19 protein-coding genes are annotated in these 19,440 nt (G+C 70.6%); 9 read left to right on the top strand and 10 right to left on the bottom strand.

What is annotated here, in order from left to right:
• The first annotated feature begins 46 nt into the window (after positions 1-46).
• Positions 47-1,447: a condensation domain-containing protein gene (locus SAM23877_RS20360; protein WP_053135177.1), complete on the top strand. Its 1,401-nt coding sequence runs from the start codon at positions 47-49 to the stop codon at positions 1,445-1,447.
• 88 nt (positions 1,448-1,535) lie between these two features.
• On the opposite strand, the gene ccsB is transcribed toward SAM23877_RS20360, so the two are convergent.
• The 7 genes from ccsB to hemL all read right to left on the bottom strand — a co-directional run bounded on the left by ccsB (position 1,536) and on the right by hemL (position 9,357).
• The gene (gene ccsB / locus SAM23877_RS20355; protein WP_053135173.1) at positions 1,536-2,669 is read right to left on the bottom strand and encodes a c-type cytochrome biogenesis protein CcsB; all 1,134 of its coding nucleotides are present in this window, start codon (positions 2,667-2,669) and stop codon (positions 1,536-1,538) included.
• The gene (gene resB, locus SAM23877_RS20350; RefSeq protein WP_053135170.1) at positions 2,666-4,387 is read right to left on the bottom strand and encodes a cytochrome c biogenesis protein ResB; all 1,722 of its coding nucleotides are present in this window, start codon (positions 4,385-4,387) and stop codon (positions 2,666-2,668) included. Before resB ends, ccsB begins: the two co-directional genes overlap by 4 nt.
• A gap of 3 nt (positions 4,388-4,390) precedes the next feature.
• Positions 4,391-5,161 carry a cytochrome c biogenesis CcdA family protein gene (locus SAM23877_RS20345; protein WP_053135168.1) on the bottom strand — a complete coding sequence of 257 codons (771 nt, stop codon included), beginning with the start codon at positions 5,159-5,161 and terminating at the stop codon, positions 4,391-4,393.
• A gap of 1 nt (position 5,162) precedes the next feature.
• A complete protein-coding gene (locus SAM23877_RS20340) occupies positions 5,163-5,855 on the bottom strand; it encodes a TlpA family protein disulfide reductase (RefSeq protein ID WP_053135165.1) in 693 nt (230 codons plus the stop codon).
• Between the two features lie 66 nt (positions 5,856-5,921).
• Positions 5,922-7,217, bottom strand: a complete 1,296-nt coding sequence (locus SAM23877_RS20335; protein ID WP_079030332.1) for a polysaccharide deacetylase family protein — start codon at positions 7,215-7,217, stop codon at positions 5,922-5,924.
• A 137-nt stretch (positions 7,218-7,354) separates the two neighbouring features.
• A complete protein-coding gene (locus SAM23877_RS20330; protein WP_053135162.1) occupies positions 7,355-8,044 on the bottom strand; it encodes a histidine phosphatase family protein in 690 nt (229 codons plus the stop codon).
• Positions 8,041-9,357, bottom strand: a complete 1,317-nt coding sequence (gene hemL, locus SAM23877_RS20325) for a glutamate-1-semialdehyde 2,1-aminomutase (RefSeq protein ID WP_053135160.1) — start codon at positions 9,355-9,357, stop codon at positions 8,041-8,043. Before hemL ends, SAM23877_RS20330 begins: the two co-directional genes overlap by 4 nt.
• A gap of 328 nt (positions 9,358-9,685) precedes the next feature.
• Here hemL and SAM23877_RS20320 point away from each other — a divergent pair, with 328 nt between their 5' ends.
• Positions 9,686-10,312, top strand: coding sequence for a hypothetical protein (locus SAM23877_RS20320; RefSeq protein WP_174532237.1), 627 nt, complete (start codon positions 9,686-9,688; stop codon positions 10,310-10,312).
• Between the two features lie 260 nt (positions 10,313-10,572).
• Complete coding sequence (locus tag SAM23877_RS20315; protein ID WP_053135157.1) at positions 10,573-11,472, top strand: helix-turn-helix domain-containing protein; 900 nt, start codon at positions 10,573-10,575, stop codon at positions 11,470-11,472.
• Positions 11,473-11,575: 103 nt separating this feature from the next.
• On the opposite strand, the gene SAM23877_RS20310 is transcribed toward SAM23877_RS20315, so the two are convergent.
• Both SAM23877_RS20310 and SAM23877_RS20305 read right to left on the bottom strand, forming a co-directional pair.
• Complete coding sequence (locus SAM23877_RS20310; RefSeq protein ID WP_053135154.1) at positions 11,576-11,803, bottom strand: hypothetical protein; 228 nt, start codon at positions 11,801-11,803, stop codon at positions 11,576-11,578.
• A 36-nt stretch (positions 11,804-11,839) separates the two neighbouring features.
• Entirely contained in the window at positions 11,840-12,271 is a 432-nt protein-coding gene (locus tag SAM23877_RS20305) for an Asp23/Gls24 family envelope stress response protein (RefSeq protein ID WP_053135151.1), read from the bottom strand.
• Between the two features lie 399 nt (positions 12,272-12,670).
• Here SAM23877_RS20305 and SAM23877_RS20300 point away from each other — a divergent pair, with 399 nt between their 5' ends.
• The 3 genes from SAM23877_RS20300 (at position 12,671) to SAM23877_RS20290 (ending at position 15,858) form a co-directional block, all read left to right on the top strand.
• On the top strand, positions 12,671-13,921 hold the full coding sequence (locus SAM23877_RS20300; RefSeq protein ID WP_053135148.1) for an ice-binding family protein: 1,251 nt from the start codon (positions 12,671-12,673) through the stop codon (positions 13,919-13,921).
• Between the two features lie 244 nt (positions 13,922-14,165).
• Positions 14,166-14,783 (top strand): DUF5819 family protein, encoded by a 618-nt coding sequence (locus SAM23877_RS20295; RefSeq protein ID WP_053135145.1) that lies wholly within the window; start codon positions 14,166-14,168, stop codon positions 14,781-14,783.
• Positions 14,773-15,858, top strand: a complete 1,086-nt coding sequence (locus SAM23877_RS20290; RefSeq protein ID WP_053135143.1) for an HTTM domain-containing protein — start codon at positions 14,773-14,775, stop codon at positions 15,856-15,858. Before SAM23877_RS20295 ends, SAM23877_RS20290 begins: the two co-directional genes overlap by 11 nt.
• A gap of 52 nt (positions 15,859-15,910) precedes the next feature.
• Here SAM23877_RS20290 and SAM23877_RS20285 read toward each other — a convergent pair whose 3' ends face one another.
• Complete coding sequence (locus SAM23877_RS20285) at positions 15,911-16,291, bottom strand: thiol-disulfide oxidoreductase DCC family protein (RefSeq protein ID WP_053135140.1); 381 nt, start codon at positions 16,289-16,291, stop codon at positions 15,911-15,913.
• A 270-nt stretch (positions 16,292-16,561) separates the two neighbouring features.
• On the opposite strand from SAM23877_RS20285, the gene SAM23877_RS20280 reads away from it, so the two are divergent.
• The 3 genes from SAM23877_RS20280 (at position 16,562) to SAM23877_RS20270 (ending at position 19,440) form a co-directional block, all read left to right on the top strand.
• Positions 16,562-17,104 (top strand): DUF1360 domain-containing protein, encoded by a 543-nt coding sequence (locus tag SAM23877_RS20280; RefSeq protein WP_053135137.1) that lies wholly within the window; start codon positions 16,562-16,564, stop codon positions 17,102-17,104.
• Between the two features lie 351 nt (positions 17,105-17,455).
• Entirely contained in the window at positions 17,456-17,659 is a 204-nt protein-coding gene (locus SAM23877_RS20275) for a cold-shock protein (protein WP_042169227.1), read from the top strand.
• Positions 17,660-17,943: 284 nt separating this feature from the next.
• Positions 17,944-19,440 carry a DEAD/DEAH box helicase gene (locus SAM23877_RS20270; protein ID WP_053135134.1) on the top strand — a complete coding sequence of 499 codons (1,497 nt, stop codon included), beginning with the start codon at positions 17,944-17,946 and terminating at the stop codon, positions 19,438-19,440.

Genomic DNA, 19,440 nt, shown 5'->3' with positions numbered 1-19,440 from the left:
GCATTCCCTTGGTCGGGTCTGTTACATCTGCGAACGGAGACCCCTCGTGCGACTGACCGACATCCACCGCTGCGAGATCCGGCCCGGGCACCTCGTCGAGTGGACGCTCAGTCCGGCGACCGTCGAGGTCGCGGCGGCCCTGCCCGAGGACGCGCGGCCACCGGCGTACATCCAGGAGTCGCACATCCGCACGGCGCGCTCGCTCCGCGACGACGGCCTGTTCGTGCCGACCTGGCTCGGCACGGCCTTCGACCTCCCCGGCCCGGTCGACCTGGACGTGCTCCAGGAGGCGCTGCGCGCCTGGACCCTGCGCCACGAGACGCTGCGCAGCGGTTTCCGCTTCAGCGGAGGGGCCGACGACACCATGCGCCGGTTCACGCTCGACGCGGACGCGGTGGCCCTGCGCCGTGAGGACGTCGGGGACTTCCCGGACGCGACGGACCTGGCCCGCCACCTCCAGGCACGCTTCGACGGCGTCGCGGACGCGCTGCGCTGGCCCAACCTCATCTACACGGCGGTCGTCCGGGACGACGGCGTCAGCGTCTACATGGCCTTCGACCACAGCAACGTCGACGCCTACTCCCTCTACCGCATCCCCGCCGAGGTGCACGAGCTGTACCGGGCCGGCGTCGAGGGCCGCACCCTGGAGGAGCCGCCGGTCGGCAGCTACGTCGACTTCTGCGAGGCGGAGCGCGCGGAGGCCGACCGGATCGACGGCGACCACGACATCGTCGCCCGCTGGCGGGAGTTCATCCGGCGGTGCGACGGGCGGCTGCCCTCCTTCCCGGTCGACCTCGGCCTGGAGCCGGGCGGCCCGCTGCCCGAACAGCGGCTGTTGCGCGAGCCGCTGGTGGACGCGGCCGACGCCGCCGCCTTCGAGGCGTACTGCCGACGCCACGGAGGCAGCCTGGCCGGCGTCCTGGCCGCCACCGCGCTCGCCGTCCACGAGATCGGCGGTGAGCCGGTGTACCGCACGGTCGTGCCGTTCCACACCAGGTCCCGGTCCCAGTGGTCGGAGTCCGTGGGCTGGTACGTCGGCGGCGCTCCCATCGAGGTCCCGGCGGCCCGGGCCCACGACTTCCCCACCGCCCTGCGGACCGTGCGGGCCGAGCTCCAGGCCAACCGGCGGATGTCCCGCATGCCCATCGACCGGGTGCTGCGCCTGCTCGGCACCGACTTCCGCCCGGTGTCACCGGACCTGTACTCGATCGTGTCCTACGTCGACGCCCGCGGCGTCCCCGGCGCCGGCCACTGGCCGGACCTCTCGGCGTACGCCCTGCTGCGCGTCTCCTACGGCGACCAGGTGTGCGCCTGGGTCACCCGCCTCCCGGAGGGCCTGTGGTTCGCCGCCCGCCACCCGGACACCGACGTCGCGCACAAGAACCTGAGCCTGTACGTGGAACGGCTGCGGGACATCATCACCGGCGTGGCGCGCGCCCGCCCCTAGGAGCGGGACTCCTCGCCGTGGCCGTCCGCACGACGAAGGCCGGTCCCCGTGACCTCGGTCACCGGAACCGGCCTTCACCGGGGAGGACTCAGAAGCCCACCGACTGCAACGCGCCCAGGCCCACGTCCGCGTAGGAGTGCTTGCCGGAGACGAAGATGTTGACGCCGTAGTAGTTGAACAGCCAGCAGCCGAAGGCGAGCAGGGCCAGGTAGGCGGCCTTGCGGCCCTTCCAGCCGGCGGTGGCGCGGGCGTGCAGGTAGCCGGCGTAGGCGACCCAGGTGATGAAGGACCAGACCTCCTTGGGGTCCCAGCCCCAGTAGCGGCCCCACGCGTCGCCCGCCCAGATCGCACCCGCGATGATCGTGAACGTCCACAGCGGGAAGACGGCGGCGTTGACGCGGTAGGCGAACTTGTCGAGGGAGGCCGCGGCGGGCAGCCGGTCCAGGACCGAGGCGGCGAACCGGCCGGGCGTGCCGCCGGAGGCGAGCTTGCTCTCGAAGCTGTCCTTGAAGAGGTACATGATCGTGGCGACCGCGCCGACGTAGAACACCGCTCCGCAGAAGATCGCGGTGGAGACGTGGATGTACAGCCAGTACGAGTGGAGCGCGGGGACGAGCTGGTCGCTGGCGGTGTACAGGACCGTGACGGCGAGGCCGAGGTCGAGCAGGACCGTGGTGGTCAGGGGGAGGCCGAGCCAGCGGACGTTCTTCTTCAGGACGAGCAGCGCCAGGTACACGCCGACGGCGACCGTCGTGAACGTGATGTTGAACTCGTACATGTTGCCCCACGGCGCCCGCTTCACCGACAGGGCGCGGGCGAGCACGCCGCCGAACTCGATGACGAAGGCGAGCGCGGTGAGGGAGATGGCGATCCGTCCGTACAGGTCGCCCTGCACGGTGCCACCGTGCGCCCCCGGGCCGTCGGGGACGTCGCGGGAGCCGGTCGCCGAGCGCACGACGACCTGCGGCCGCTCCAGTACGGCGGTGCCGCCGGCCTTCTGCACGGTGACCGCCGGGCCGGTCCTCGCCTTGGTCTCGCCCGTCGCGGTGAGCGCGGCGGCGGTGCGTCCCACCTTGCTGCGGCTGCCGAAGAGCCACTCGGCGATGTAGGCGAAGAACGCCAGGGTGTAGACCGCCATCGCGGAGTAGATCAGCGTGTTGCTGATGTTCGCGAGGTTCTCGTTGGTCGCGGCGGCCAGATCGGTTGCGGCGGCGAGAGTCACTTCTCAGCCCCTTCGGCAGGTACGACGTGGGTGTCGGGGGAATCGGGGGTGTCGTCGTCGTTCTTCGGCGCGTCGGGCGCCCGCTCGTACAGGGCCGCGGCGAGGTCGCCGAGCTCCTCGGGGACCTTCGCGGACTCGCTGCGCCCGAGGCCGGCCATCTCCACGACGGTCACCCCGTCGGGGCCCTGGACGGCCCGCACCCAGACGCGGCGGCGCTGGATGAACAGGGAGCCGGCGAGGCCGAGGATCGCGGCGACGGAACCGGCGAGCGCCCAGCCGCTGGCGGGCTGCTCGGTGACCTGGAAGTTGGCCCATTCCTGGACGCCGTCGAAGGTGACCGTGCCGGCGCCGTTCGGGAGGGTCATGGTGTCGCCGACCTTGAGCTGCTTCTTGAACAGCTTGCCGTCGGAGTCCTTGAACTCCTCCAGGTTGGTCTTGTCGAGCTGGTAGATGCTCTTGGCGAAGCCCGCGTCCACCCCGAGGTCGCCGTGGTAGGCGGAGAGCGCCAGCATCGGGTTGATCAGCGCGGGGAAGGTCGACAGCATCGTGCTGCCCTCGCCGCCGTAGGTCGGCAGGAAGAAGGCGTTGAAGCCGAGCTGCTCCTTCTTCCCCTCGGCGTTGCGGTAGCCGTCCCGGACCATGACGGCGCCGGAGGAGGTGACGTTGGAGTCCAGCGGCAGCAGCGCGGTCGCCTCGTGGTCCATGACGACGTTGCCCTTGGCGTCCTTGATGGTGACGATGGGCGCGTAGCCGTGGGCGGTGAGGTAGACCTTCGAGCCGTCGATCTCCAGCGGCTCGTTGACCTTGATGGTGGTCGTCCGCTCCTTGCCGTAGGCGCCTTCGCTGTAGCTGACCTCGGCCTCGTAGACGCGCGGGGTGCCGCGGTTGGGGCCGCTCGCCTCGTAGGTGCCGTGGAAGTCCTTCAGGCTGAAGCTGAAGGGGGTCAGGTCGTGGTCCGGGTCGAAGAGGTTGCCGGACTTGAAGTCGTCGTACTGGGTGAGCGTGTTGGAGAAGCCGTCGCCCTCCAGGATCAGCTTGTTGCCCTCGTACTTGAACAGCTGGCCCCAGCCGAAGGCGATCAGCATCACGATCAGCGCGATGTGGAAGAGCAGGTTGCCGGCCTCGCGCACGTAGCCCTTCTCGGCGGCGACGGCGTCGCCGACCGTGTGGGCGCGGAAGCGGCGCCCGCCCAGCAGCTGGAGCGCGGCCGCGCGGACCTGCTCGGGCTCGGCACCGGTGCGCCAGGTGGTGTACGCGGGCAGCCGGTCCAGGCGCCGGGGCGCGCCGGGCGGCCGGCTGCGGAGCTGGCCGACGAACTGCCAGGTGCGCGGGACGATGCAGCCGATGAGGGAGACGAACAGCAGGATGTAGATCGCGGAGAACCACACCGAGCTGTAGACGTGGAAGAGGCCGAGCTTGTCGTAGAGCGGCCCGAGGACGTCGTGCCGGTCGCGGAACTCGGCGACCTTCATCTCGTCGACGCCGCTCTGCGGGATCAGCGAGCCGGGGATCGCGCCCAGCGACAGCAGCAGGAGCAGCAGCAGCGCCACCCGCATCGAGGTGAGCTGCCGCCAGAACCAGCGGACCCAGCCGACCAGGCCGAGGGAGGGGAGGTTCGGGGCCTCCTCCCGGGGGGCGGTGGAGAGCTGGGAACCGGCGGCGCCGAGGTCCTGGTCCTCGGCGGCCGTCGGGGTCGTGCCCGTGGTGGTGTCGCTCATCGGTCAGATCCCTACAGTGAAGCCGTTGGACCAGGTCTGCATGTCCTGCACGATGCTGTCCCACACGCCGGTGAGCAGCAGCAGGCCGGTCGCGATCATCATGACGCCGCCGACCCGCATCACCCACACGTAGTGGCGCTTGATCCAGCCGAAGGCGCCGAGCGCCTTGCGGAAGGCGACCGCGGCGAGCACGAAGGGCACGCCCAGGCCGACGCAGTACGCGACGGTCAGTATGGCGCCGCGCCCGGCGGTGCCCTGCTGGGAGGAAAGCATCAACACCGAGGAGAGGGTCGGACCGATGCAGGGCGTCCAGCCGATGCCGAACAGGGCGCCGAGGAGGGGGGCGCCGACCAGGCCGCTGACGGGCTTGCGGTGGAAGCGGAACTCGCGCTGGGTGAGCCAGGGCATCAGGCCCATGAAGAAGACGCCCATGAGGATCATGAAGACGCCCAGCACCTTGCTCAGGACCCCCTGGTTCTCCTGGAGGGTCTGGCCGAAGTAGCCGAACAGCGCGCCGCTGGAGACGAACACGGCGGTGAAGCCGAGGACGAAGAGGGAGGCACCGACGGCCATCCGTCCGCGCCGGGCCTCTTCGAGGTCGGTGCCGGTGACGCCGGTCACGTAGGAGAGGTAGCCGGGGACGAGCGGCAGGACGCAGGGCGAGAAGAAGGAGACGAGGCCGCCGAGCAGCGCGACGGGCAGGGCCACCAGCAGGGCGCCGTTGAGCACCGTGCCGTTGCTGCCCGCCACGGCGAGCGTGGACAGAGCGCTCACGTCACGTCTCCGACTCGCCGGACGTGCCGGCCCCGTCGGTGAGGAACGGCTCCAGCATCTTGCGCAGCTTCTCCTCGCTGAGCGCCTGGAGAGTGCGCGCGGCGACCCTGCCCTCCCGGTCGATGATGAGCGTGGAGGGGATCGCCTGGGGGTTCAGGGTGCCCTTCTCGAAGCGGAGCATCAGCTTGCCGGTCGGGTCGTACAGGCTCGGGTAGCTGACCCCGAACTCCTTCTCGAAGGCGCGGGCCGGTCCGGTGGAGGTGTCGCGGGTGTTGATGCCGACGAACTGGACTCCCTGGTCCTTGACGTCCTGGTAGACCTTCTCGAAGTTCTTGGCCTCGGCGCGGCAGGGCGGGCACCAGGAGCCCCAGACGTTGAGGACGACGACCTTCCCCTTGTAGTCGGCGACGTCGAGCTGACCTCCGTCGACCGTCTTGCCGGACAGGTCGGGGGCGTCGGCCCGCTCGCCCTTGTCGGCGGTGGAGATGCCGTCCGCGCCCGTGACGAAGCCGGTGTCACCGCCGCCGCCCGAGGTGCCGCCGGAGCCGCAGGCGGTGGCCAGCAGCGCGACCGCGGCGGCGCCGGCGGTCAGGACGGCACGGCGACGGGCGCGGGCGGTGGTGCTGGCGCGGTGCGAGCGGTTCGACCGGTTCGAGCGGTTCGAGCGCAGGGGGGCGCGGCTGGCGGCACTCATGTGAAAAGTTTCGCATGTCCGTTCCGGGGATCTTGCGCACCCCCCTCAGGGGCGGAAACCCGCATTTCAGGCGACGTTCCCCGAGGGTGTGGGGGCCTCCTTGAGGAAGGTGCTCCAGCCGCCGGCCGGCCGCTGTCCCACCTCGACGGTACGGAGCCTGGCGAGCACCTCGGGCCTCTGCACGTCCAGCCAGTCGGTGAACTGGCGGAAGGAGACGAGCCGGATGTCCTGGCCGCCCCCCTTCTCCTTCTCCCGCGCGATGTGCTGGATCACGTTCTCGACGGCGTCCATGTAGATGCCGCCGTTCCACTCCTCGAAGTGGTTGCCGACGAAGAAGGGCGCCCGGTTCGTCTCGTATGCCCGCTTGAAGCCGGATATGTAGGCGTTGGTGGCCTGTACGCGCCAGCCCGGGTAATGGTGGGCGGGCGCCTTGGTGCTGTTGACGGACTGGTTGGCGAGGATGTTGTAGTCCATCGAGAGGACCTCGAAGGAGTGGCCGGGGAAAGGTATCTGCTGCAACGGCAGGTCCCAGATCCCGTCCTTCTTCGCCGGCCACACCTGACGGCCGCCGGGCGAGGAGGCGTCGTAGCGCCAGCCGAGCTCGCGGGCGGTGGCCAGCAGGTTGTCCTGGCCGAGCAGGCAGGGCGTGCGGCCGCCGACGAGCTCCTTGTCGTAGTCGAAGGGCAGCGACGGCAGGTCGGTCCAGCCGGTGTTGGTCCGCCACTCCTTCACGAAGGACTTCGCCTGGTCGATCTCGCTGCGCCACTGCGCCGGCGTCCAGTTGCCGACCGTGCCGGTCCCGCCGCAGAAGTGGCCGTTGAAGTGGGTGCCGATCTCGTGGCCGTCGAGCCAGGCCCGGTGGACGTTCTTCAGCGTGTCCTTGATGTGGGCGTCGGTGAGGTAGCCGATGTCGGAGGCGCCGCGCGGGTTGTTCGGGGGGTCATAGAGGCGCTTCTTCGACTCGGGCAGCAGGTACAGGCCCGAGAGGAAGAAGGTCATGTGCGCGCCGTGCTCCTTCGCGAGGTCGAGGAAGCGCGGGAAGAGCCCGTTGCCCACCTCGCCCGCCCCGTCCCAGGAGAAGACGACGAACTGCGGCGGGGTCTCCCCCGGCTCCAGCGGCACGGGCGCGTCCGGCTGGTGCGGCTGCTTGCCGGTGTACGACGTGGAGCCGTCGCCGATGGGCTTCGCGGGGGGCCTGCCGCTGCCGGAGGGCGAGGGCTCCCCGGAACCGCCGGCCTGGTGCGAGCCGTCCGACGACGTGTGGGAGCCGGTACCGCAGCCCGCGAGCCCTGCGGCGGCCGCGGCCCCCGCGCCGAGTCCGAGCATCCCCCTGCGGGTGAGAGTGCGGGTGGAAGTGCGCATCGCAACCTCGTTCGTCGCGTCCTCTGGTGGTCACCCAGTCAGAGGACGGGACGAACGGGCGGGTTCCGGAAATATGCGCGGATTCCGTGACGAGCGTCACGCACCGCCGGTCGCACGGTGGCCGGGAACGCGGGCCCTCAGGCCCCGTACGCCTTGCCCTGCCCCTTGACCGGCCTGGCCCCCGCGAGGAGGTGGGCCGGGACGAGGTCGCGGGCGGGCTCGGTGTAGCCGACGGACACGATGCGGTCGCCCCGGTACGTGAACGTCGTCAGGGACGCCAGCGTGCACTGCCGCTTGCGCGGGTCGTGCCACAGCCGGCGGCGCTCGACGTAGGAGCGCAGGGTCCAGATCGGCAGCTGGTGACTGACGATCACGGCCTCGTGCCCGCGCGCCCGCTCCTTGGCCGCCTCCAGCGCGCCCATCATCCGCACGACCTGGTCGACGTACGGCTCACCCCAGGACGGCTTGAACGGATTGACCACGTGCTTCCAGTTGGCGGGCCGGCGCAGCGCGCCGTCGCCGATGCCGAAGGTCTTGCCCTGGAAGACGTTCTCGGCCTCGATGAGCCGCGCGTCGGTGGCGAGGTCGAGACCGTGCGCCTTGGCGATCGGCGTCGCCGTCTCCTGGGCCCGCTCCAGCGGGGAGGCGACGACGTACGTCACGTCCCTCGGGGCGAGGTGCTCGGCGACCCGGTCGGCCATGCGCCGGCCCAGATCGGAGAGGTGGTAACCGGGCAGGCGGCCGTAGAGCACGCCGGTCGGGTTCTCGACCTCGCCGTGCCGCATGACGTGCACGACGGTCAGTTCCTGGTCGCGGTCGTGGCTCATGCGCTCGCCTCCGCCGCCGCGCGGGCCGCCGCCGGGAGGGCGTCGGCGATGCGCTGGACGGCCCGCTCGTCGTGGGCGGTGGACACGAACCAGGACTCGAAGGAGGACGGCGGCAGGTAGACGCCGTTCGCCAGCAGCGAGTGGAAGAAGGCGGTGAAGCGGAAGGACTCCTGCGCCTTGGCCTGCTCGTAGTTCGTGACCGGCCGGTCCGTGAAGAACACGGAGAACATGTTGGAGGCGTTCTGGAGGGTGTGCGCGACACCCTCCTTGCTCAGCGCCTCGGTGACCAGGCCCTGGATCTGCTCCGACACGGCGTCGACCCTGGCGTACGCGGCGTCGTCGAGGAGCCGCAGCTGGGCGAGGCCCGCGGCGGTGGCGACCGGGTTCCCGGAGAGGGTGCCGGCCTGGTAGACGGGCCCGGCCGGTGCGAGGTGCGCCATGACGTCCGCGCGCCCGCCGAACGCGGCGGCGGGGAACCCACCGCCCATGACCTTGCCGAAGGTCATCAGGTCGGGGACCACGCCCTCGACGCCGAACCACCCGGCACGGCTGGTGCGGAAGCCGGTCATGACCTCGTCGGAGACGAACAGCGCGCCGTTCGCGGCACACGCGTCCTTCAGCCCCTGGTTGAACCCGGGCAGCGGCGGTACGACGCCCATGTTGCCGGGCGAGGCCTCGGTGATCACACAGGCGATCTCGCCGGGGTGGGCGGCGAAGGCCGCGTGCACCGCTTCGAGGTCGTTGTACGGCAGCACGATCGTGTCGCTCGCCTGGGCGCCGGTGACGCCGGGGGTGTCGGGCAGCGCGAAGGTGGCCAGACCCGAGCCGGCGGCGGCCAGCAGGGAGTCGACGTGGCCGTGGTAGCACCCGGCGAACTTGACCACCTTCGTGCGTTGCGTGAACCCGCGGGCCAGCCGGATGGCCGACATGGTGGCCTCGGTGCCGCTGGAGACCAGCCGCACCTCCTCCAGCGGGGCGACCCGCTCGACCATCGCCTCCGCGAGGGCGACCTCACCCTCGGCGGGGGTGCCGAACGACGTGCCGCGCGCGACCGCCTCCTGGACGGCGGCGATCACCTCGGGGTGCGCGTGCCCCAGGATCATCGGCCCCCAGGAGCAGACCAGGTCGACGTACTCCCGTCCGTCGGCGTCGGTCAGGTACGGCCCGGTGCCGGACACCATGAACCGGGGCGTGCCGCCGACGGCGCGGAACGCCCGCACCGGGGAGTTCACACCACCGGGCGTGACCGCCGCCGCGCGGTCGAACAGAGCCTGCGAGGCCGGTGCTTCGTATGGATATGCCAGTTCGCTCATGACCTGCGACTTCTCCGACCTTCTCGACCTTCTCCGACGTATCGGACGCTGCCCGGGCCCGGCTCGGACCCCGCACGACCGCTGGTTGCCCAGGGTGACCTCATCAGGGTAGACAACCGCCCCGATCGCCGTACCGTCTGCCAGACTGGAGCTCGTCCACGCAGCTCACGCGGGCGGCGCGGATCGGGGTCGCCGGCGGCCTGCGGACATATGACGGACATATGTTTCACCGCACGTTTCGGCGAGCGGCCGTGGGGGAGGTCACTGACACGATGATCGGGTTGCGCGGCGGGGGCCACGCGTCCTAGAAAAGCAGTCGGGTGGAGATATGCATCGCGGTGGCGGACTGGGCGAGGGGACCGACGACCTGGGTCCTCGACGTGCCCGGCGGGGGAGGCACCGGCGCGAGGCGGAGGAAGCGACCGAAGCACGTCAGGCACACGGCAGCCCGAGCGAGCCCGACCGGCTCGACCGGCGGGCCGACCGGCTGGGGGCGGGGAGCAGGAATGGTGGTCGGGTGGGGGTGACCTACAAGTACTTCGGCGCGCCCGACGGCGCGACCGCGGCCCGCGTCCCGATCTCGATGCGCCCCGAGGAACTCGGCGGCGACGAGCTCGGGATGAACGGCATGTTCACCAAGATCAAGCCGGAGACCATGGCCGCCATGGTCCTCACCGGCATCGAGGGCGTCCCCCTGCACAAGGTCCCCCCGCTGGAACTGGTCGTCCTGCATCCCGACTACGCGGTCGTGAAACTCCCGATGACCGTCGTCGACCCCCTGCGCGGCATCGGCGAGGAGGCCGTCGGCGCGGCGGCCTTCATCTGGTCGACGGTCCCGGACCGGGGCGGTCCGCGGGACGCGTTCAACGTGTACCAGCTGCTGCACGAGTGGCAGGACTTCTCGCACCGGCTGCATGAGGCGGGGCATCAGCCGTACTGCCTGGTGTGGCCCTAGCCGGGGTTTCGGGTGTTGTGGGCGGGGTCTCTTCGGGCCTCGCCCTTTTCCGTGCCGGGGAGGGGCCGGCGGGGACCGGGCCCGACGGAGGAAGCCGGATTCCGGAAACGCCCGACGGCTTCTGCGGGGAGGCACATTACAAGGGCAGATTCCATTTTTCACCGCCTCCGAACAGGACGGCACGGCACCCGATCGTCAGGTCTCGTTCCATGGCAATCTGCGGGCCGGCACGATGATTTGGAGCAGGAGGCACACCGCTCGTGGCAGCGAACGTCAACCCCACCGTCAGGAGGCGTCATCTGGGAGCGGAGCTGCGCCGGCTCCGCCGGGCCAGTGGTCTGAAGGGCTCCGAGGTGGCGGAGCGGCTCATGGTCTCCCAGCCCAAGATCAGCCACATGGAGAACGGCAACCGCGCCATCAGACCCCGTGACGTGCGCGACCTGTGCACGATCTACGGGGTGACGGACCCGGACGTCGTCGACTCCCTGATGGAGATGGCCAGGGAATCCGGGCAGCAGGGCTGGTGGCACTCCTACGGCGACATCCCCCAGAGCGTCTACATCGCCCTGGAGACGGAGGCCACCTCCCTCCACACCTACGAGTCCCTGGTCATCCCCGGACTGCTGCAGACTCCCGCCTACGCCCACACGGTCATCCAGGAAACGATCCCCCTGGTCACCACCGAACAGGCCGCCGCGCGCCTCAAGGTCCGGTTGCGCCGCCAGCACCGGATCTACGACCCGGCCCGCCCGATGAGCCTGTGGGCCGTTCTGGACGAATCAGCGCTGCACCGCGTCGTCGGCAGTCCCGACATCATGCGCGAGCAACTGGATCACCTGAACGCCCTCGCCACCGAGCCCCACGTCACGGTGCAGGTCCTCCCCTACGACGTGGGCGCCCACCCGGGCCTGTCGGGGCAGTTCTCCATCCTGCGGTTCACCGGCGGCCCCGCGTCGGAGGTCGTCTACCTGGACCGGTTCACCAGCGACCTCTACCTGGAGAAGCCGTCCGACGTGCAGCACTACAGCGTGCTGTACGACCACCTCCAGGCCCAGGCCCTCAGCCCCGACAAGTCGCGCGAGCTCATCACCGGCCTCACCAAGAGGTACATCGGCGCGGACCTCACCAAGAAGTGCATCGGCGCGGCGCACCGCGTCTGAGGACGTGGCGGCGCGGGCACCCGTGGCCCGGACGGCACCCGCGGCCTCGGTGGAGCCGCCGTCGGCGGCCCGCGTCATCCGGACACCGGACGGCTCGGCCCGGTTACCGCCGCCAGTCCCCCCGGGTCCGTCGCCGGTCGTCACGGATGCGCTCCTGCCGGTCACGGCGGCGGACGAAGTCGCTCGACCGGAGATCACCTTCCGTCAGCCGCCCGACCACGAGACCGGCGACGCCCAGCCCCAACACCAGCAGGAACGCCCGGAAATCCCCGAAGTAGGCGGCGAAGCCCAGCGCCATTCCCGCGATCAAGCCCAGCGCGGCTCTGCTCATCACGTGCTCCTTCACACCGCCGGCGGCTCCGCCCGGCTACCGGAGCCGCTGTGGCTCGTCCCCTTCGTCCTCCTCATCGGGCAGCTTCACGTCGCTGACCATGATGTTGACCTCCACGACTTCCCGGCCCGCCATCCGCTCCACCGCGGAGATCACGTTCTCCCGCACCGCACCGGCCACGTCCGTGATCGGGGCGCCGTAGTCGACGACGATCTCCAGGTCGACGGCCGCCTGCCGCTCTCCGACCTCGACACCGACCCCGCGCGTGGCGGATCTGCCGCTTCCGGCACCAGGTATCCGTTCCCGCACGGTTCCCATCGAGCGGGCGGGTCCGCTGCCCAGCGCATGGACGCCGGGCACGTCCCGCGCCGCCATTCCGGCGATCTTCGCCACCACTACATCGGCGATGGTCGTCCGGCCACGGGAACCGGGCGCTCCCTCGCGCCGTACGTCGGTGTTCTCAGTCATCGGGACGTATCTCCCTCACGAGGCCTACGCAGCACTTTGTTCCGATTTTAGACCTTTATCTCTTTTGGTCGAATCGGAGGGCACGCGGGGCCCCGTGAGCCGTCCCGGTGGCGGGCGCGGGGCATCGGCCGACGCCCGATCGCCCGTCCGCGCCGTCGGCCCGCCACGAGCCGGTCCGCGGCGTGAAGCGCCGGGGCGACCGCCTCATCTCATCGTACGTATGAATTGAGCATGAAATTGCGTGCATTCGAGTGCCGAATCTTCAACCGCTCACGACGCGCCTGTAATCAATGCCACCCATGCACATTTCTGCGTAATATTCCACGCATTCTCAAGGCTCCCCGGGCAAGAGACATTTCCCGGCAGCCCACGGCCCCTCCACAGGAAATGGCCTCTCGAATGAAGCTGAAAATTCCCAAGGCAGCCAGATACCGCGCTGCGACCGGATGGCTGACCACGGGCCTCGCCGCGACGGTTGCCGCTGTGATGGTCGCCGTCGTGCCGACGCCGGCGCAGGCGATCGCCACACCCGTACCCCTGGGTACGGCTGCCAGTTTCTCGGTCCTGGCAGGTTCCGAGGTCACCAACACCGGCCCCTCACTGCTCAGTCAGGACCTCGGAGTCAGTCCGGGAACGGCCATCACGGGGTTCCCGCCGGGCCAGGTGCTCGGTGCCGTTCACGCGGCGGACCAGGTGGCGAACAACGCCAAGAGCGACCTCGTCACCGCCTACAACCAAGCGGCCGGCCAGGCCACGGACTTCGCCCTCGCGGCGGGAATCGGTGCCGGCCAGACCCTGCTCCCGGGCGTCTACACCGCCTCGTCCGGTGTCGGACTCACCGGTGACCTGGTCCTGAACGCCGGCGGGAACCCGAACGCCGTCTGGGTGTTCCAGATCCCCGAGGCCCTCACGACGGCATCGTCCAGCAGGGTGCTGCTCACGAACGGCGCCTCGGCGTGCAACGTGTACTGGCAGATCGGGAGTTCGGCCACCCTGGGAACCGACTCCACGTTCGTGGGCACGCTCATGGCTCTGACCTCGATCAGCGTGAACACGGGGACGAACATCGAGGGCCGGGCTCTCGCACGCGACGCCGCGGTGACGCTCGACAACAACCGGATCTTCCCCGGCAACTGCTCGGCCGCCACGTCCGGCACCACCGCCGGGACCACCACCGGCACGACGACCGGCACGACGACCGGCACGACGGTCGGCACCACCACCGGTACGACGACCGGCACCACCGTGGGTCTGATCGGCGGCGGTCTGCTGGGAGGACCGCTCGTCACCGGCGGCGGCACCGTGGGGACCACCTCCGGCAACACCTCCGGCAACACGGCCGGCAACACCGCCGGGAACACCGGTGGGAACAACGTCACCGCCGGAAACACCTCGGGCAACACCTCCGGCAACGCCACCGGTGGCCACGACGGCAAGCCCGGTGGACCCGGCCACGGGCACGGTCACGACGGCAAGCCCGAGGGCGGCCACGGGGACGGCCACGACGAGGGCGGCAAGCCCGGCAAGGGCCACGAGGGCGGGCCCGGCAAGCCGGACCACGGCTACGGCATGGGACCCGACGAGTTCCCGGGCAGTTACGGCTACGGCGACGCGCCGAAGACCGAGGAACACGGCGACGCCAAGGACTAGGCGGCCTTTCGGACTGCGACGAGTCCCCTTCCCCGATGGCGGCGCGCGGCGGAATCACACCGATTCCGCCGCGCGCCGTCGGGTGCGTTTCCAGATGAAATACCGATCGCGGGCAGCAGACATGAAGGCAAGGTGGGCGGTGTCCAGCCGAATCGAATCAGCGGTTGTACGGGAAAGCGAGCAGTCCGGCTCCGGTCCGCCGCGGAAAGGCCACGGCGCACCGGGCGCGCCCGGAACACGGTCCTTGGGCGTGCGCCTCCTGAAAACGGTCCTGCATACGACCGTCTTCCTCTGCCTGGCCGTGACGCTGGTCCACATCGTCCTCGTCTTCCTCCACGTGGCACCGCCCAACCCCGCCTCCAGGCGGTACAGCCAGCAGATCGACGCATGGGTCTACCCCCTCTTCGAACAGAACTGGCGGCTCTTCGCGCCCAATCCCGACTCCGTCAACCGGCAGGTCCTGGCGAGGACCGCGCAGGCCGGCCCCCAGGGGTCGATGCGGGTCAGTCCCTGGTTCGACCTGTCGGCGGTGGACAGCGAGGCCGTCGAACACCAGGCGTTTCCCAGCCACACGGCACAGAACCTGCTGCGCCGGGCCTGGGCCTCCTACGCCGAGACACACGGGAAGGACGACACGGCACGCTCGGAACGGGCCGTGATGATCCAGAAGTACGTGAGCAACATCGCCGCCGGCCGCATCGCCGAGCACCGCGGCGACCGCGGCCGCGACATCGACTTCGTCCAGCTCCGCGTCGTCACGCTCCCCGTCGCGGCACCCGGCAGCGACGCCGCCGGCAACCCGCCGAAACCCGTCGAGAACCGGCTCCTGCCCTGGTGGAAGGTGACGTCCCATGCGAAGTGAGCAGATGCGCGAGCTCCCCGCCGCGGCACTCGCGCTCGTCACCGGCCGGCCGGTCTCCCTGTACGCCACGGCGGTGCTGCGGATCGGCTACGGGCTCCTCTACCTGGTCTTCCTGCTCCGCGAGTTCCCGCACCGTCACGAGATCTGGGGGCCCGGCTCCCCGTGGACACCCGCGCTGGCCGCGCGGCTCTTCGACCAGACGGGCTGGTGGAGCTTCCTGCTCCTGTCGGACAGCCGCGCCTACTTCGAGCTGTGCTACGGGGTGGCTCTGGTGACGTCCGCGCTGTTCCTGCTCGGCTGGCGGACCCGGGCCACGTCCCTCCTGTTCGCCGTCGTGGTGACGTCGTTCCACGCCCGGTCGATCTTCATGACGGACGGGGGTGACAACCTGGTCCTGCTGATGTCGCTCTACCTCGTACTCACCGCGTGCGGCCGGCGCTGGTCCCTCGACGCACGCCGAGAGCGGCGCAAGGCGGCTCGCGCGGCCGGTACGACGATGCGGGTGAAGGGCCCCGGCCCGACCGCACGGCAACTCCGGGACGCCCGCGCCACCTTGACCACCGTGGTGCACAACTGCGGCGTGTTCGTCATCGCGGCGCAGGTCTGCTTCCTCTACGGGTCCGCCGGCCTGTACAAGGTCCAGGGCTCGTACTGGGCCGACGGCACGGCACTCCACTACGTCCTGCACCTGGAGCTCTTCCAGCCCTGGCCCGCGCTCTCCCACTTCCTGGACCAGTACCCCCTCGCGATCGCGGCCATCACCTACCTGACCGTTCTCACTCAGGTCGCCTTCCCGTTCGTGCTGTTCGGCCGGCTCAAGTACCCCGTCCTCGCACTCCTGCTGGGCATGCACGCCGGCATCGCGGTCCTGCTGGGACTGCCGGTCTTCTCCGGCGCCATGATCATCGCGGATGCCGTGTTCCTGCCCGACCGCTTCTACACCTCGCTGCCCCGCCTGGGACGACGTACGGCGCGACGGCTCGGCGTACGGCTGCCGCGGCCCCGCGAGGAAGCGGCGGGCGGGCCCGTGCTGCCGCAGGCCGGGCCCGAGGCCCCCGGTCTGAAGCTACGGTGACGGCGGGCGGAAGGGCGGGCCGGGTGGCCCCGGCCCGCCCTCGGCTCCGCCGTCAGCGGCGGCCTGCGGGAAGGGCACAGGCCGCGGTCCCGCCCGGCAGGCGGTCACGGTGGTCCGCGACGATCCTGTAGACGCCGTGCGCGACCCAGCGAAACGGCGGCAGAGTGAGCAGGGCACCGAGAACGGCCCACCCCTTCCCTGCGCGCAGCAACAGCCTCGCGAAGGCCTGCGCACCGCCGTACACGGCTCCGGTGGGGGTGATCCACAGCGCCTCGTACTCGGCCCGCCGCTGAGCGGTACCGAGAGAGGCCAGGTCCGCGAACTGCCACGGGGTGAGGGAGCAGTCGGGTCGCAGCAGGCGTTCGAGGAAGGTGACTGACGTCGTACAGAAACGGCAGTCACCGTCATACACCAGCACAGGTCGGGTCCGCATGGCATCAATCCTGCCTCAACGGGGCATTCGGCCGGGGCAGGACGACCCCGGGCTTCCTGGAGTCCTGGACCGTTCGTTTGCCCCCTGCTCCCCGGGGGACCCACCGCGCATGAGCGAAAAGCCAGGTCGTCGCCGTACGGGGCGGAACCGGATGCTGTGGCCGCTCGACGCCCTGGAGCGTGATTCCAGGGCGGACGCGGCGATCGACATGCTCACCGGGCACGGGCGAGCGCTCCCCGTGGGCCGGGCGGGCGGAGGGGGACGACGGTCATGAGCGCGGCGTCTGACGGCCGTTTCGCGGAGCGTCTGCGGCGACGACTGCGGCACACCGAGCACACGTACGCGGCGGGGGAGGCCCGTCCGCTACGCGGTTACCTGGCGGCCATGACCGCTTTCGGCGTGTACACAGCCGGGTGGGTGACGGCGGTCAAGGTGCGCGGCCGTCCCCTGCCGGACCGGCCCGTGCCCTGGGACGTGGCACTGACCGCGGTGGCCACCTTCCGGCTGAGCCGGCTGCTGAGCAAGGCCTCGGTGACCAGCCCGCTGAGGGCCCCGTTCACCACCTTCCAGGGCCCGCAGGGGCCGGCCGAGCTGCACGAGGAGGCGCGCTCCGAGGGCGCCAAGGACACGGTCGGCGAGCTGGTGACGTGCCCGTTCTGCATGAGCGTCTGGGTGGCCTCGACCCTCACCGCCGGACAGCTGCTGTGGCCGCGCGCCACCCGCACCGCCATGGGGGCGCTCACCGCGCTGGCCGGCGCGGACGCCCTTCAGCTGACGTACGGCGCGCTGGTGGCCAGGACGACCGGTGAGTGACCCCCACCCGCCTGCCACACCCGCCATGTGCGCCGCGTACCCACCGAAACGCTGCGCTCCGGCTGGAGCAATACCTGTTGTCGCGGGTCGAGATTCAAACGGAACGCGCAGACAGATTCTCTGCCGCAGTAAACGAAATGGATTTTCTCAGCCCACACGGGCCGCTGCGCCGTGCTACTGTCGATCTCAGTTGCAGTTGTGGTTCCCGAACTTCAAGCGCCCTCCGCCCGGCCTCTGTGCCGACGGAAGCGCTTTTGTATGTCCGGTCTTTTTCCGGGCGGGGTGATCATCGCAGCGACACGGAGTCCGCACAGTGCGGGCCCCGACGCACTGCCCCGAAGGAGAAATGACATGGCTACTGGCACCGTGAAGTGGTTCAACGCGGAAAAGGGCTTCGGCTTCATCGAGCAGGACGGTGGCGGCGCCGACGTGTTCGCCCACTACTCGAACATCGCCGCCCAGGGCTTCCGCGAGCTCCTCGAAGGCCAGAAGGTGAACTTCGACATCGCGCAGGGCCAGAAGGGCCCGACGGCCGAGAACATCGTTCCCGCCTGACGCTGACGCGTACTTCGTAGCCGGGGCCCGCATCCTTCGGGGTGCGGGCCCCGGCTGCTCGCTTTTTCCGCAGGTTTTCTCACACGGCAGACGCCTCCCTCGATGCATTCTCGTGGACGCCGGACACCGCATCCACGTCGCGCCACTCATTCAGCGTCTGCGCCCGCCCCATTTTTTTCGCCGGCCAGTTCCGTGGTCGCGCCCACCGGCCTTTCTTGCAGTTCTCCGTGCTGCTTTCCGCTGCGGGAATTCCTTGATATGCGCCGCGTCGAGGAAGGTTCCGCATGAACCGCACACGTACGAACGACCGTTTCGCCCGCACCCGTAACAACGGCGGCGACTCCGCCAGGGGCAACAGCCGCTTCGGCTCGCCCGCCCCGCGCCGCTCCGGCGGACCGAGCCGCTCCGCCGGTCACGGCCGCCGGCCCGCCGCGATGCAGGGCGAGTTCGCCCTCCCCGAGACGATCACCCCCGCGCTGCCCTCCACGGAGGCCTTCGCCGATCTCGACATGCCCCGGGAACTGCTGGCCGCGCTCGGCTCGCAGGGCGTGGCGGTCCCCTTCCCGATCCAGTCCGCCACCCTGCCGAACTCCCTCGCCGGCCGCGACGTCCTCGGCCGCGGGCGCACCGGTTCCGGCAAGACCCTGGCCTTCGGGCTGGCCCTGCTGGCCCGCACGGCCGGACGGCGCGCCGAGGCCCGGCAGCCGCTGGGGCTGGTGCTCGTACCCACCCGTGAGCTGGCCCAGCAGGTCACCGACGCCCTCACCCCCTACGCCCGCTCGGTGAAGCTGCGCCTGGCCACCGTGGTGGGCGGGATGCCCATCGGCCGGCAGGCGAGCGCGCTGCGCGGCGGGGCCGAGATCGTCGTCGCCACCCCCGGGCGTCTCAAGGACCTCATCACCCGCGGCGACTGCCGCCTGGACCAGGTCGCCGTCACCGTCCTGGACGAGGCCGACCAGATGGCCGACATGGGCTTCATGCCGCAGGTCACCGCCCTGCTCGACCAGGTCCGCCCCGAAGGCCAGCGCATGCTGTTCTCCGCCACCCTGGACCGCAACGTCGACCTGCTCGTGCGCCGCTACCTCAGCGACCCCGTCGTCCACTCCGTCGACCCCTCGGCCGGCGCCGTCACGACCATGGAGCACCACGTGCTCCACGTCCACGGCGCCGACAAGCACGCGGCCACCACCGAGATCGCCGCACGCGACGGCCGGGTGCTGATGTTCCTGGACACCAAGCACGCCGTCGACCGCCTCACCGAGCACCTCCTCAACAGCGGGGTACGGGCCGCCGCCCTGCACGGAGGCAAGTCCCAGCCGCAGCGCACCCGCACCCTCACCCAGTTCAAGGACGGACACGTGAGCGTGCTGGTGGCGACCAACGTCGCGGCCCGCGGCATCCACGTCGACAGCCTCGACCTCGTCGTCAACGTCGACCCGCCCACCGACCACAAGGACTACCTCCACCGCGGCGGCCGCACCGCCCGCGCCGGCGAGTCCGGCAGCGTCGTCACCCTGGTCACCCCCAACCAGCGCCGCGGCATGACCCGCCTCATGGCCACCGCGGGCATCGTCCCGCAGACCACCCAGGTCCGCGCGGGCACCGAGGACCTCCACCGCATCACCGGCGCCCAGGCACCCTCCGGCATCCCCGTCGTCATCACCGCACCCGTGGCCGAGCGCCCCAAGAAGCGCGGCTCCACCTCACGCGGCCGGCGCCGTCCCGCCTCGGCCACCCGCCGCGCAGCCGCAGGGCGGTCCGCCCTCGGTGGGGCGGCATAA

Source organism: Streptomyces ambofaciens ATCC 23877 (assembly GCF_001267885.1).
Lineage (GTDB): Bacteria > Actinomycetota > Actinomycetes > Streptomycetales > Streptomycetaceae > Streptomyces > Streptomyces ambofaciens.
This window is presented reverse-complemented; position numbering and strand designations above follow the sequence as displayed.